Below are 13,709 nucleotides of genomic sequence, written 5' to 3'. Positions count from 1 at the left end.
CATGGACATGCCAAGCTCACCCCCCACTGCCGCGTCGCTTCTGCACAAAGCCAACGCACCGCACCGCGTGGCGCCACCCGAGCGCGACCCACTGCTGGTGTGCCTGGCGCTCACGGCCAAACGCATCGACCGCGAGGTGCACCTGTCAACACTGCGTGCGGGTTTTGCGGTGGACGACGAAGGCCGCATCCCCTGGAGCGCCTACCCCGACCTGGCGAGACTGCACGGCATGGTGGCGCTGTGGTCACGCACCACGCTGGCGACCTTGCCGCCCTATGTGCTGCCCGTCATCGTGCCTCTGCTCGACGGCCGCGCCGCTGTGCTACTGGCGCAAAGCGGACAAACCGCACGCGTGCTGATGGCCGAATCGGGCATGACCGAGATTGAAATGCCCCTACCAGAGCTGCAAGCGCTGGCACACAGCGAAGTCTTGGTGGTCAAGCCCACCGCACAAAGCTCGGCCCAGCAAATGGTGCCCTACCAAAGCGAAGCGCTGGCCTGGTTCTGGAGCACGGTATGGCGGCACAAAGGCTTCTACATCGAAGCCATGCTGGCCTCTGCTGTGGCCAATGTGTTGACCCTCGCCGCCGTGTTTTTTGCCATGACGGTCTACGACAAAGTAGTACCCAGCCAGGCCTACACCTCGCTGTGGACCCTGGCTCTGGGCACCACGCTGGCCATCGTGCTGGAGTTCGGCATCCGCTGGCTCAAAGCACGCTTGGTCGATCTGGCCGGGCGCAAGGCCGACCTGAGCCTGAACGCCACACTGCTGCGCGAAATCATGGCCATCCGGCTAGAGCACCGGCCCCAGTCGATTGGCATCTTTGCCAGCTCCATGCGCGACTTCGAATCGCTGCGCGACTTCATGTCCTCGGCCTCCATGGTGATGCTGGTAGACATGCCCTTTATTTTGCTGTTCCTGGCCCTGATAGGCCTGATCGGTGGGCCCCTGGCCTGGATCGCGGTGTTGGCCGTGCCCTTGCTCGTGCTGGTGGGCGTGTGGGCACAGCGGCCCCTGATGCGGGCCATGCGCGAGAACATGAAAGAAAGCGGCGACAAGCAAAGCGTGCTGGTGGAGTCTTTACTCAATCTGGAACTGCTCAAGGCCCACAACGCCGAAAGCTACCTGCAACGGCGCTGGGAAAAAGCCAACTTGGCCACCACCGATTCATACAAAAAAATTCGCGCCCTGAGCAACCTGATGCTGGGCCTGACGACCAGCATGCAGCAGCTGGTGACAGTGGGCATGGTGGTCTTTGGCGTTTACATGATCGGTGACAACACGCTCACCTTGGGCGGCCTGATCGCCTGCGTGATTTTGGCCGGCCGCGCCATCACGCCGCTAGGAAGCGTCATGTCGCTGGCAGCACGCTACCAGCAAGCGCGCACCGCGCTGGACACGCTGGACGCACTCATGAAACGCCCGCGTGACCGCGACGGCTCGCGCCGCTATGTCGTGCCCCAGCACATCACCGGTGAACTGCGAGCGCAAGCGCTGTCCTTTGCTTACCCCGCCGAACAACCCATTCAGGTCATCCGAGACATATCACTGACGCTGCCCGCGGGCCAACACCTGGCGATGCTGGGCAAGATCGGCAGTGGTAAAAGCACGCTGCTGCGTTTGCTGGCTGGGCTCTACACCCCACAAAGCGGCCAAGTACTGATCGACGGCATCGACCTGCAACAAATCGAACCGGCCGAGCTGCGTGGCCGCATCGGCTATGTGGGTCAAGAGGCGCAATTGTTTCTGGGCACGCTGCGGGACAACCTGGTGCTGTCGGACAGCTGGATCAGCGATGCCCGCGTGACCGAGGTGCTGCAGAAGCTGGACCTTTACAGCTTGGTGGCACAGCACCCCCGAGGCCTGGACATGCCCCTGACCGAGGCCGGTGGTGGTCTGTCGGGCGGGCAGCGGCAAATGCTGGCAGTGGCCCGACTCATGCTGCGCGATCCGGCCCTGGTGTTCTTAGACGAGCCCACCTCGATGATGGACCAGACCAGCGAAGCGCGGGTGATCGAGGTGCTGGGCCATTGGTTGAAAGGGCGCACCCTCGTTCTGAGCACCCACCGCCTGCAGTTGCTCGCCTGGGTCGACCGAATCGCCGTGATCGAACATGGTCGCTTGCTGGCAGAAGGCCCGCGCGACGAGATGGTGAAAAAGATCAGCGCAGCACCGTCACCCCGCAAGGCCAGAACGCCCCCGGCCAAGGCGGGCAGCAGCCCACCTTCTGCGGGTCATGCGCCAGAGATGGTGCCAGAGAAGGTACCAAAGCAGTTGCCAGCACAGACAGCCCCCGCCCAAGCCGCCGCTTGAAGCCCCAGGAGTTCACATGTCCCTTTTTTCACGCAAACCCTCAGCCGCTGCAGCGCTGTCCGGGCGCAGCATCGAAGACGACGAGCGGCGCACCAGCCGCTATCTCATCCGCACCATGGCCCTGGTGCTGGCCGTTGCATTGCTCTGGGCCGCCAGCTTTCAGCTCGACGAGATCACGCGGGGCACGGGCAAGGTCATCCCCTCCAGCCGCGAGCAAGTGATCCAAAGCCTGGACACGGGCGTTTTGGCCGAAATGCTGGTGCACGAAGGCGATGCGGTGGTCAAAGGCCAAGTGCTGCTGCGCATCGACGATGCGCGGACCGGCCCGATGTTCCGCGAAGCGCGCGAAAAATGGCTGGCGCTGTCAGCTCAAGCCGCACGGCTGCAAGCCGAGGCCTATGGCATGCCGCTGCGCTTTCCGCTCCAAGTGCAAAACCAGACCGACATCGTCAAGCGCGAGACCCAGGCCTTTCGGGCCCGCAGGCAAGCCCTGAACGAGCAAATGGCCGCCATGCAGCAGTCGCTGGTACAACTGAGCGCCGAGCTGGAGCTGGTCGCCCCACTGGTAAAGCAAGGCGTGATGTCGCAAGTCGAATTGCTGCGCCTAAAGCGCCAGCAAGCCGACTTGCAGTCGACCATGGCAGAGCGGCGAAACCGCTACCTGACCGAGGCCAGCAATGAACTGGTGCGCGTCGAATCCGAGTTGGCACAAACGCGTGAAAACACCTTGGCGCGCGAAGACGCGCTGCGAAAAACGGTGATCCGCACCCCCATGGATGGCATTGTGAAAAACGTGCAACACACCACCTTGGGCGCCGTCATCCAGAGCGGGCAAAGTATTCTGGAAATCGTGCCGGTGCAAGACGAGATGGTGGTGGAGGCCTATGTCAAACCCTCAGAAGTGGCCTTCCTTAAAGTCAACCAGCCCGCCGTTGTGAAGCTGAGCGCCTTTGACTTCAACAAATACGGCGGACTGCAAGGTGTTCTCGAGCACATCAGCCCAGACACCTTGACCGGCGACGGCAAGGGCAGAGCGCCTGGCAGCCCGCCTGTGAACCTCGAAGAAGGTCACTATCGGATTTTGGTGCGCATCACCGACACCCAGCTGCACCGCCATGGCATGGACATGCGCGCCAGCCCCGGCATGTCGGCGTTGGTGGAAATCAAGACCGGCCAAAAGACCGTTCTGGAATACCTGCTGCGCCCGGTGCAAGCCCTCACGCAGGCACTGCGCGAGCGTTGAATTTTTTCGGTTGAACCCGCTCTTCCCAAGGCCCAGGCCCACTCAACCAAACCTCAGCCCAACGCAAGAGGAAAGCCCCATGAGCGGCATCATCGGCATCGCATCCACGGGCAACGCACTGCACAGCGTGTTGCAAGGCTTGCAGCAACTGGCACAAACCGGCCACCATCATTGCGGTCTGGTGGTGCACGGTCGCCAAGGCCACACACCCAGCCCACCGCGCCTGCACCGTCACCGCCGTGCGCAAGGCGCGGCCGCTTGGCTGCAACAACTGCGCGAAAGTCATCTGGCACAGCCCTTCAAAGAGTCGCCCTTGAACGCCGACAGCCCGCAACGCCTGAACGGGTTGAACGGGTTGAACGGGTTGAACGGGTTGAACGGGTTGAACGGGTTGAACGGCTTGCATGGCTGCGTGGCCCTGGGCCACACCGGGCCCTCTGGCGGCACCGGCCCGCAAGCCTTGCAACAAGCCTTGCCCCAACTGAGCCACGGCCCCAAGGCCCACCTCAACAGCCCCACCCGCGTGGCGGTGGTGTTGCACGGCACGCTGCAAGCCAGCCCCGCGCTGCGCGAAGCCTTGATCGAACGGGACTACCACTTCAAAAGCAACTGCGATGCCGAACTTTTGGCGCACCTGATCGACGTCTCCTGCCAGAGCGATCCGGTGCAAGCCCTGCACCGTGCGCTGGGCTTGGTACAAGGCCAGGTGTGCGTGGGCGTGCTGTTCCACGACCACCCTGAGCGCGTGTTTGCTGTGCGGCGCGAAGTTGATTTGCATGCAGCGGCCAGTCCCGGTTTGCTCGCTTGGTCTAGCCACCCGGCAGCTTTGCCTGCGGGTCTGCAAGCTTTGCCCGCCTGGCCAGATGGACAAGTGCTGGAAGTGCACGCGCACCCCCATGGCGTCACGCACCAGTTGCACAGTTGAGGCATTTTGACGGTCTGCACACCCTTTGATCCAGACCCGATTTAGGCCGAACTGCATAGCCAAACAGACCCGAAGATCAATTCAAAAATTGCTTCCTTTTTTTCAGAATGAAGCCACTTCGCTGTGCCCTCGCACTGGACTGAAGTGAACGCTGCAAGCAGCGTTTCAAGGCGCAACAACCGGCACACAAACGGATGGACTGCGCGAATTTTCTGAAATCAACCAAGGAACGATCCATGAACACAAAGCATTTAAAACAACTCGGGGCCATGCTCACTTTGCTCGCTTGCGCCAGCTTGCAAGCCGCAGGTGGGGCGGGTGATGGTTCAGGAGGTGGCACAGGGGGAAGCGCAGGCTCCGGCACGGGATCAGGTGCGGGTGCACCGGGGAGTCCTTCGGGTGCTGCTTGGGTGGCCGGGCCCAACGCGTCGCGTGGCAACGCCGGTCAGTTGCAAAACCAGCAACGCACGCAAGAGCAAACCTTGGCACAAACGCAAACGCAAATGCGCAGCCAAGAACAGTTGATGAACCAAACCAGCAGTCAGCTGCAAGTGCAAGAGCAAATGCTCGCCCGAACCCGCGCACAAATCCAAACGCATGTAGAAGACACCCCGGCCATTCAGCAACAACTGCGCAGCCAGGAACAGCAACAACTTCGAACGCTGGAGCAACTGCGTGCGCAAGAGCAGGTTCAAACACAGGTGCGCGACCAACTGCAACTGCAGGACCAAACACAACAACAACTGCGCGACCAACTGCGCACGCGCTGAGCACCTATCGCCATCCTCGTATGGCTGCACCGGTGCTCGGCATTCAGGCTGAGCACCTTCTTTCCAAACTGAAACTTCAAAGGCAAAGACCATGAAAAAAATCACAGACACATCCATGATGAACGAAGCCACGCCCAGCGATTGGTTGGCGGCCGCTGCACGCGGCGGGAGCGGCTCTGGCGGTGGAGGTAGCAGTAGCGGTAGCGGTGGCGGAGGCAGCGGCAGCGGCGGAGGCTCTGGTAGTGGAGGAGGCTCTGGCGGCGGCGGCGGCGGCGGCGGCGACGGTGAGGGCGGCGGCTCAGGCGGCGGAAAACCGGAAGGCGCTGGCAGCAAAAAAGGCGACTTGTACGGTGACCAATACGTGCTGCTGCGCGATGTAAACCCCACTGACGGCGGCGGCAACGGTGAGCCGGTTCTGGATGCCAACGGGCAGCCCATCTTGGTTGGCTCCAACGGCTTGCCTATTTACTTTGTGGCCAACATCGATGGCGACTATGAAATCCCGGCCGATCAAGTGGCCCTGACCCAGACGGTTGACCTCGAACGTGCCAACGTGGCCCGCGCCCCCGACAAAGTGATGGAAAAATCACTCGAAGCAGCCATGACCAAAATCGACGCAGCCTCCGTACTCAGTGTCGATCCGGCGGGTCGCATCGTTTGCGACGGCGTGACCATCGATTCGCCCCTGGAAAACCTGGCGCTTTACCAGTTTCTGATGACCGCAGGCGGCAAGTCATCATGGCCAGCGGTCACCGAATTTTGGCCCGAATCGCTGCAAGTCCTGCTGGGTCAGAATGCGGCATCGCCCGACTGGGATCCTTCCAGTTTGCTGGGGGCCGCATTTTCAAAATCAGCACCCATCAGCTTGGATGCTGTGCTCTACCAAAACACGGTGCTGGGTGTGAACACAGTCACCCAAGTGGGTAGCCAGCCGCAGGTGGACTATTTTGATTTCAACAACGGTGCCCAAGAAACCTACAACTACAACCGCGAGGCCCGCTTTGAAGGGGTTTGGCTGCAGTGGTATGCCGATACCGACGGCGACACCACAGACTTGGAACAGGTGCAGATGAGCCTGCTCGAAGCCGTGTTTAAAAATGCCGAATGGACCGACTCCTATCTGAGCCTGAGTGGCGATGGCAAGACATTCGAGTCCCAAGCTGCAACGGCGTCGGGTGTTAATGACTTTGCGCAAGCGGCCGATGACGCCCGCGCAGTGATCAACTTCATGCACGAAACAGGGGCCTTTCAAATCGCAACGCCAGAGGTGCAGATAGACGAGCCTGTGTTGGCCCTCGGCGCGGACGAATTGGCCTTGACCAGCGGCGATGACGACGGCGGAGCCGATGGTGACGAAGCGCAAGGCGACGGCCAAGACAGCGATCATGGCGGCGATCTTGGCGATGAAGCTACGGTCATCACCGGCACACAATTTAACGACCTGATCGAAGCGGGCGGCGGCAGCCAAATCATCCACACTGGCAACGGCCAAGACGAGGTCTGGGCTGGCGGCGGGGCGGATTGGGTGGACGCTGGTAACGGCAAAGACCTGCTCATGGGCGAAGGCGGCCCCGATGTGCTGATGGGGGGCAATGGCAAAGACGTGCTGATCGGCGGCGCAGGCCCAGACCAGCTCACCGGTGGTCGGGGTGCCGATGTGTTTGTCTACAAGGCCACCAGCGATGCGCCCTCACGAGGTGAATCGGACGGTGGAGATGAACAAGCTGGTGACCGTGGCACTGAACACGCCGGCCGCATGGAAACCATCACCGACTTCGACATGGCCAACGACCACATCGACTTCAGTGCCTTGGGTCTGGAACTCCAGATGGCAGACGGTCCGCAAGCGCACGCCATCTGGGCGGTACAGCACACGGACGGTGCGATGCTCTACCTGGACACCGACGGCCAGGTCTCAGGCGGCAACCCCGCCGAGCTGTCCATCCTTTTGATGGGCGTTGACGCGGCCAGCCTGGACATCGAGCACTTTGTGGTTTGAAACTTTTAGACCTCAGGCGAGTCAGAAACCGAATCGCCTGATGCCATCCCAGCATTGGCTTGTTGAGGGACAACAAAAAAAAGGGGGGGCAATGCCCCCCCTCATACGATCCCACTCGCATCGCGCAAGGCTTACCCATTCACCAAAGGAAACAAGTGCTGCGTGATGCTGATCACGACCGGCCCCAAAAGGACCGTCATCAAGGCAGGGAAAACACAAAAAATCAAGGGGATCAACAGTTTGATGGGCAACTTGGCCGCGGCCTCTTCGGCAATCAGCCGGCGTTTGGTTCTGAGCGCATCAGAATGCACCTCGAGTGACTCGGCAATGCTGGTGCCAAACCGGTCTGCCTGGATGAGCATCGCCACCAAACCTTCGATGTCGGGCAAGCCCATGCGCTGTGAAAGATGGCGCAGTGCTTCTGCGCGTGAAGACCCGGCTCGCAGCTCAAGCCCCGTCAAGGCAAACTCGTCCGACAACTGCGGATAGGACAAACGCATTTCACGCCCCACCCTTTCAATGGCGGCATCCAGGCCCAAGCCGGCCTGCACGCACAAACGCATCAAATCCAATGCATCCGGCACGGCATGAAACAAGATCATTTGCTGTTTCTTGACCAACTGGTGCAAAACCACATTGGGCGTGTAGTACCCCAGCGCAGCCGCAGCCATGACGCCGGTCCAAAACATCAGCTCAGACCACGTCAACTGCAACAACCACGTCAGCATCACGAAACACGCGGGCAGAAAAAAAGTCAAAAATGTTTTCAAGCCGAGAAAAATCGGTACCGCCAGACCTGACCGAATGCCCGCATTCAAAAGCCGTATCTGCAAAGTGCTTGGCTGCAAAGCATCTTCTGGTGCCGCCGTGCCAGCCCAGGGGCTGATCCTTAAAAGCAAGGCCATCATCTTCGATTGCATGCGCTTGAGCCAAGCATGTTCTGCAGGTCGGCTGGGCTGAACCAAGCCCAATCGGCGCTTTTCGAAATCATCGGAGGTCCATTGGTTCAAGGCGAGATAAACCAAAGAGGCTACAAGCAGGAACAAAAAACCCAGAAAAAGAAAATTCAAGGTGGACATGACACGCTTTCAGACTTTGATTTGAACCAGTCGGGACATCCAGAAAACGCCCACCAACATCAAGCCCAAAGAAACACCCAGCATGGCCAGACCCATCGGGTCTTTCCAAAGAGCCGAAACAAACTCGGGATTGATGAGATGCAACAAAAATGCCAGCAAAAATGGCATGACCGACAAGATCCAAGCAGAGATACGGCCCTCGGCGGACAAGACACGAACCACACCCGCAATTTTTTGACGCTCACGGATCAAAGTGGCTGTCTTGCGCAAGACATCGGCCAGATTGCCGCCCGTCTCGTTTTGAATCAGCACAGCCACCACAAAGTAGCGAATTTCCTTGCTGTCGATGCGTTCGGCCAAATGGTTCATGGCCGACTGAACACTCATGCCGAGATTGATCTCATCAAACACCTTGCGCAGCTCCAGCGAAATGGGCGGGCGAGACTCGCTTGCGGTGATCTGCAGGGCGCTGATAAAAGCATGGCCCGATTGCTGAGCCCGAACCATGAGGTCGAGCGCATCGGGCAGTTGTTTCTCGATGGCGATGATCCTTTGCACACCCCGGTACTTGAGGAAATACAGGGCGCTCCCCAAAGCACCCAGCACCATCAGGCCGGTGACAAGCACCGGCAAGTGCAGCCCCACACCCACAAGGCCAGCTGCCACAACCAACAGCAAACCCATCATCAGGCTCTGCGAAACATCCAAGGGCAAATCGGTTTGACGAAGGAAGCGGTCAAAACCATCTATGCCGGGCACTTGGCTCAACCAACGATCCAGTGTGTCGAAACGACTCAGTGTGCGTCTGTGGACAAGGGGCGTATGAGAATGCTGCTGCTCGTGCCTGAACATCTGGTGCATCCTGTGGTCGAGTAATTTTTGACGGGGACTCCAGTGAATGCGCCAAGCCTCGTACAAGCCCAACAGCATCAAAAAACTGGCGATGCCGCACGATCCCAAAATGAACCAATAGACCAAGTCCATCATGCACCTCGAAAGTTCAAAGGATCAAACAAGTCTTCTCGCAATTGAATGCCGCGTGTTTTCAGGCGCTGCACAAACTTGGGGCGAATCCCCGTGGCCACAAAGCGGCCCAACACCTGGCCTTCAGGCGAGATGCCTGTTTGGTCAAATTTAAATATTTCCTGCATGCTGAGCACATCCCCTTCCATGCCCGTGATTTCTTGCAGACTGGTCACCTTGCGCCGACCATCTGACAAGCGGGAAACCTGCACGATCACGGTCAATGCAGCACTGATTTGTTGTCGCATCGAGCGCGCATCTACGTTCAGTCCGGCCATGCCCAACATGTGCTCGAGACGGGTGATGGCATCGCGCGGCGAATTGGCATGGATGGTGGTCATAGAGCCATCGTGTCCGGTGTTCATGGCCTGCAACATGTCCAGCACTTCAGCACCACGAACCTCGCCCAAAATGATGCGGTCTGGTCGCATGCGCAGACTGTTTCGCAACAAGGCACGCTGGCTGATTTCTCCCTTGCCCTCGATGTTTTGAGGTCGGGTTTCCATGCGCACGACATGCGGTTGCTGCAATTGCAATTCAGCCGCATCTTCGATGGTGACAATCCGCTCATCGTGGGGAATGCTGGCCGAAATCACATTCAAAAATGTGGTTTTGCCACTGCCTGTCCCACCCGACACCAACAAATTGATCTTGGCCTTGACCAAACCATTGATGAGTTCAGACATCTCTGCAGTGAGGGTGTGAAATGCCAGCAAATCCATCATGGTGTAAGGCACCACCGAAAAACGGCGAATCGACAGCAAGGGGCCATCAATGGCCAAAGGAGGTATCACCGCATTGACGCGTGAACCATCCGGCAGTCGGGCATCGACCATGGGGTTCATCTCATCCACACGGCGGCCTATGCGCGAAACAATGCGGTCAATCACGCGCATCAGATGCGCCTCACTGTCAAATTCAATGGGGGTCGACTCGATCTTGCCTTTGCGCTCGACATACACACTGTGCGGACCATTGACCAAGATGTCGGACACGGTGGGGTCTGCCAACAAGGGCTCAATAGGGCCCAAGCCCAACATTTCATCCTGGATGCCCTGGACAATCTGCCGACGCTCTGACTCGTTGATGGCCAAGCCACTTTCATCGAGCAGTCTTTGGGTCAGTCCCTTGAGCTCCTGACGCAGGGCTTCAGGCGATATCGTCTCCATGCGCCGCAGATCCACCTGCGCCAGAATTTCTCGGTGTATCTGTGACTTGATCGATTCAAGCCGAACCGCGGTCACCCTGTTGGGAGACTGTGCAGTCGCCAGAGCGATCGGAATGGATGCTTGCGACTCAAAATGCTGGCGGATGTCCACTTTCAAAGCAATCTCCTTTTGTTGCGGGTCGCCATTCAGGCGGCTTTACCCATCAAACGATCCATCCAGCCGCGGTTTTTTGGCAAAGGGGTTTGCAACAGCGACGCGGTGATGTCGCGCAAGGCTTTGAGCACGCCGTTTTGTGGGTGCAACAGTTCCAGCGGTCGACCCAAATTAAATGCTTCGGTCACTGCCTCGACCTGATTGGGAACGGTGTGGTGAACTTTGATGGCCACGGCTTGCTCGATGCTTTTGACATCCAGCGCACCATCAGACTGGAATTTGTTCACCAGCAACTTCAGCTTGTCGTCGCCATATCCCAAAGAGTGGAAAAGCTTGACCAGTCGTTTGGCGTTGCGCACCACGGGCAAGTTGCACTCCATCGTCACATAGACAACATCTGCCATGTCCAATGCTTTGAGCGTGACCGCATCAATGGAACAGTCCAAATCGAGCACCACAAACTCGTGCATGCGTTTGGCCAATGTCAAGACCTGCTCAAGTTGGTTGGAGGTGATGGCCAAGGCCACACCGGGCTCATTGGGGGCTGCCAGCAAATTCAACCTTGGGGTAATGCGCTGCATGCAACTGCTCAACAACTGTGCGTCAAGACGATCGATTTGTTGCGTTAAGTCGCTGATGTTGTTTTTGGCATCGTCTTGACTCATGTAATACGAGGCATCGCCATACTGCAGATCCAGATCAACAAGAACACACCGGCGATTGAAGGTGTCAGCGATCAAATAGGCCATGTTGGTGGCTAAAAAAGTAGATCCGCTGCCGCCTTTGCACGAAATGAAGGCCACAATTTTTCCGGTCCCAACGAAACTGTCATCGGTATTTCGGGTTTTCCCGTGATGCCCCACAACGCGGCGCAAAGCGTCAATCAGCTCAGTCTGTGCGGGTGGTGATGCCACCACCTCGCGAACGCCCGCGCGCATGGCACGCATCAAATCCTCTTTGGTATCACTGTCACTGATCAGGACCACACTGACCTGCGGGTTAGACCAAGTCATAGATTCCAGTACTTCGAGGTCTTCGGCCAATTGCGCTTGGCTACTGCACAGCAACAAAATACCAGACTCAATAGTTTGGAGTAGAGGCCGCAAAGCCTGTCCTGCAGCGCGAACATTTGCGGACTTGACCGTCAAACTCTGCGACTGCGCTGTGTTGCGCAACATTTCGAGCGTGGCGGCATCCGGTGCCAATAAATAAGTGTTCATGTCAGTCCTTTCAACGACCAGCAGTGCCGGTCGAGCCACCGATTCCAATGTTCATGACATTCACCGGGGCGGGTGGCTTTTCAAAGGAGCCTTGGTAGTGGTCAACGGCAGACTTCATGGCAACGCCATCGCTGTCAGCCAGTGGCCATTTTTTTTGTCCTGCATCCGCATTCAGTGTTTGCGCAGCCCACGCTTGGCGAACCGATTGCCCTGCTTGCGGTGCGTCCGCATAAGGCGTGTTGGCACAACCCGCTGCGGTCAAACTCACCAGCAGACACGCGCACAGGTTTTGGACTTTGCCGATCGTGATGGCTGTCATTTCATCTCTCCTAGAGTCGAGGTTTGTGGGGGTACTGCAAGAGCCTCATCTGCTGGGGCTGGGGCTGGGGCTGGGGCTGGGGCTGGGGCAGCGGTTGGCTTGTCTGCGGATGTCGAAGGTGCAGGTTCCATCAAGCCCTCGACCATGAATTCGGCTCGGGTGGGCGGCTTGAAATGGTCCGTGGGCAAGGCCAAGGTCTGCTCAGCTGTTTTGGCCAATCGAGGCGTGATCACGAACAGCAATTCGGATTTTTCAGTTTGGAACGCATTGCTGCGGAATAAGGCCCCCAGCACGGGCAGCTCCCCCAACAAGGGCAATGCGCGAATCGCCTCGGTCACATTGCTTTTGATCAAGCCACCAATGGCAAAACTTTCACCATCTCTCAGCTGCACGGTGGTAGAGGCTCGCCGGGTGGTGATAGAAGGCAAGACACTGACCTGACCATTGAGCGCCTTGACCGTTGCCCCCAACTGGGACAGCTCAGACACTTCGGGCGTCACTTTCAGATTGATCAGTCCTTCCTCCAACACGGTGGGCGTGAAACTCAAGCCGACACCGAACTCTTTTTCTTCGAGGGTGATGCTGTTGCTGGAGCCCCCCTGAGGCACAGGGATGAAGATCTTGCCGCCCGCCAGAAACGAGCCTTCCTGCCCACTGATGGCGGTGATGGTGGGTTCGGCCAGGATTTTGACCAAACCCTTTTTCATTTCTGCCGTGAGTGTGATGGTGGTATTGCCATTGGCCCGTGCCGTGGTCAAGGCCGTTGCGCCATTGGACAAAAATTGCGACAGCAAGGACACCGAGGTGCTGCCCGCTGTTCGGGTGAGGTTGATGTCCACCCCCAATTCATCGAGAAGCGTACGCGACACCTCGGCCACCTTAACTTCCAGCATGACCTGCTGAGAGCCCTCCACACGCAGCATGTTGATGACTTTTTTGCCCCCTGTGTAGGCCTCGGCCAAGCTCACAATCCGGTGCACTTTGGTGGAATCGGGAACGCGCCCGCGCAACACCACCGTATCGGCCATCACATCGACCATCAAGGGCTCTTTGGTAGGCACCCACTTGGCCAGTCTGGACTCCAGCATGGCAGTGTCCAGCCCGACATTGACATCGCGCAAAGTGGTTTTGCCGTTGGCAGACCAGACGATCAAATTGGTGACGCCGGATTTTTTACCCAGCAGATAAACCTCTTTGGCGTTGATCAAGGTGACATCGGCCACATCCGGGTTACCAATCGAGATGCGCAGCGCCGGTTCTGACAGCTTGAGCAGGGTGGACTTTCCCGTGCTCAGATCGACGCCAGGCAACAACTCGACGGGCCCTTGCGACGCGAGCGCCTTTTCTGACGGGGCAGTAGCCACAGGCTTGCTTATTTTTTTAGGCGGTGCTGTTTCGATTTCAGCGGCCAATAAGGGAAAAGAGAAACTCAATGCGATGGCCAACCCATGCGCCGAAAATGTTGAGATGATTTTTTTCATACTGATGTGATCCA

General features: G+C 58.3%; 11 protein-coding genes. 5 read left to right on the top strand and 6 right to left on the bottom strand.

All coding sequences use genetic code 11. The annotated features are described in order from the left end of the window. The first annotated feature begins 1 nt into the window (after window position 1). The 5 genes from BN3544_RS09740 to BN3544_RS14540 all read left to right on the top strand — a co-directional run bounded on the left by BN3544_RS09740 (window position 2) and on the right by BN3544_RS14540 (window position 7,251). Complete coding sequence (locus BN3544_RS09740; protein WP_019430716.1) at window positions 2-2,314, top strand: type I secretion system permease/ATPase; 2,313 nt, start codon at window positions 2-4, stop codon at window positions 2,312-2,314. Window positions 2,315-2,330: 16 nt separating this feature from the next. Further along, window positions 2,331-3,557 carry a putative HlyD family type I secretion protein gene (locus BN3544_RS09735; RefSeq protein ID WP_019430717.1) on the top strand — a complete coding sequence of 409 codons (1,227 nt, stop codon included), beginning with the start codon at window positions 2,331-2,333 and terminating at the stop codon, window positions 3,555-3,557. Between the two features lie 79 nt (window positions 3,558-3,636). Then, a complete protein-coding gene (locus BN3544_RS09730; RefSeq protein ID WP_019430718.1) occupies window positions 3,637-4,482 on the top strand; it encodes a class II glutamine amidotransferase domain-containing protein in 846 nt (281 codons plus the stop codon). A gap of 236 nt (window positions 4,483-4,718) precedes the next feature. Further along, the gene (locus BN3544_RS14275) at window positions 4,719-5,252 is read left to right on the top strand and encodes a hypothetical protein (RefSeq protein WP_155820550.1); all 534 of its coding nucleotides are present in this window, start codon (window positions 4,719-4,721) and stop codon (window positions 5,250-5,252) included. Between the two features lie 91 nt (window positions 5,253-5,343). Then, on the top strand, window positions 5,344-7,251 hold the full coding sequence (locus tag BN3544_RS14540) for a calcium-binding protein (RefSeq protein ID WP_019430719.1): 1,908 nt from the start codon (window positions 5,344-5,346) through the stop codon (window positions 7,249-7,251). Between the two features lie 131 nt (window positions 7,252-7,382). On the opposite strand, the gene BN3544_RS09715 is transcribed toward BN3544_RS14540, so the two are convergent. Genes BN3544_RS09715 through BN3544_RS09690 form a run of 6 tightly spaced genes read right to left on the bottom strand, consistent with a single transcriptional unit; the run spans window position 7,383 to window position 13,695 of the window. After that, a complete protein-coding gene (locus BN3544_RS09715) occupies window positions 7,383-8,330 on the bottom strand; it encodes a type II secretion system F family protein (RefSeq protein WP_019430720.1) in 948 nt (315 codons plus the stop codon). 9 nt (window positions 8,331-8,339) lie between these two features. Continuing rightward, window positions 8,340-9,314, bottom strand: a complete 975-nt coding sequence (locus BN3544_RS09710; protein ID WP_019430721.1) for a type II secretion system F family protein — start codon at window positions 9,312-9,314, stop codon at window positions 8,340-8,342. Beyond that, window positions 9,314-10,672 carry a CpaF family protein gene (locus BN3544_RS09705; protein WP_019430722.1) on the bottom strand — a complete coding sequence of 453 codons (1,359 nt, stop codon included), beginning with the start codon at window positions 10,670-10,672 and terminating at the stop codon, window positions 9,314-9,316. The genes BN3544_RS09710 and BN3544_RS09705 overlap by 1 nt, the downstream gene beginning before the upstream one ends. A gap of 35 nt (window positions 10,673-10,707) precedes the next feature. After that, window positions 10,708-11,895 carry an AAA family ATPase gene (locus tag BN3544_RS09700; RefSeq protein WP_019430723.1) on the bottom strand — a complete coding sequence of 396 codons (1,188 nt, stop codon included), beginning with the start codon at window positions 11,893-11,895 and terminating at the stop codon, window positions 10,708-10,710. A 10-nt stretch (window positions 11,896-11,905) separates the two neighbouring features. After that, window positions 11,906-12,214 (bottom strand): hypothetical protein, encoded by a 309-nt coding sequence (locus BN3544_RS09695; protein WP_019430724.1) that lies wholly within the window; start codon window positions 12,212-12,214, stop codon window positions 11,906-11,908. Next, window positions 12,211-13,695, bottom strand: a complete 1,485-nt coding sequence (locus tag BN3544_RS09690; protein ID WP_019430725.1) for a type II and III secretion system protein family protein — start codon at window positions 13,693-13,695, stop codon at window positions 12,211-12,213. The genes BN3544_RS09695 and BN3544_RS09690 overlap by 4 nt, the downstream gene beginning before the upstream one ends. Between the last annotated feature and the right edge of the window lie 14 nt (window positions 13,696-13,709).

It is taken from the genome of Limnohabitans sp. Rim47, assembly GCF_001517545.1.
Classification (GTDB): Bacteria; Pseudomonadota; Gammaproteobacteria; order Burkholderiales; family Burkholderiaceae_C; genus Limnohabitans_A.
This window is presented reverse-complemented; position numbering and strand designations above follow the sequence as displayed.

Bases quoted from the DNA above. Each gene is read 5' to 3' on its own strand.
- BN3544_RS09740 (WP_019430716.1), top strand. From the start codon at position 2: ATGGACATGCCAAGCTCACCCCCCACTGCCGCGTCGCTTCTGCACAAA.
- BN3544_RS09735 (WP_019430717.1), top strand. From the start codon at position 2,331: ATGTCCCTTTTTTCACGCAAACCCTCAGCCGCTGCAGCGCTGTCCGGG.
- BN3544_RS09730 (WP_019430718.1), top strand. From the start codon at position 3,637: ATGAGCGGCATCATCGGCATCGCATCCACGGGCAACGCACTGCACAGC.
- BN3544_RS14275 (WP_155820550.1), top strand. From the start codon at position 4,719: ATGAACACAAAGCATTTAAAACAACTCGGGGCCATGCTCACTTTGCTC.
- BN3544_RS14540 (WP_019430719.1), top strand. From the start codon at position 5,344: ATGAAAAAAATCACAGACACATCCATGATGAACGAAGCCACGCCCAGC.
- BN3544_RS09715 (WP_019430720.1), bottom strand. From the start codon at position 8,330: ATGTCCACCTTGAATTTTCTTTTTCTGGGTTTTTTGTTCCTGCTTGTA.
- BN3544_RS09710 (WP_019430721.1), bottom strand. From the start codon at position 9,314: ATGGACTTGGTCTATTGGTTCATTTTGGGATCGTGCGGCATCGCCAGT.
- BN3544_RS09700 (WP_019430723.1), bottom strand. From the start codon at position 11,895: ATGAACACTTATTTATTGGCACCGGATGCCGCCACGCTCGAAATGTTG.
- BN3544_RS09695 (WP_019430724.1), bottom strand. From the start codon at position 12,214: ATGACAGCCATCACGATCGGCAAAGTCCAAAACCTGTGCGCGTGTCTG.
- BN3544_RS09690 (WP_019430725.1), bottom strand. From the start codon at position 13,695: ATGAAAAAAATCATCTCAACATTTTCGGCGCATGGGTTGGCCATCGCA.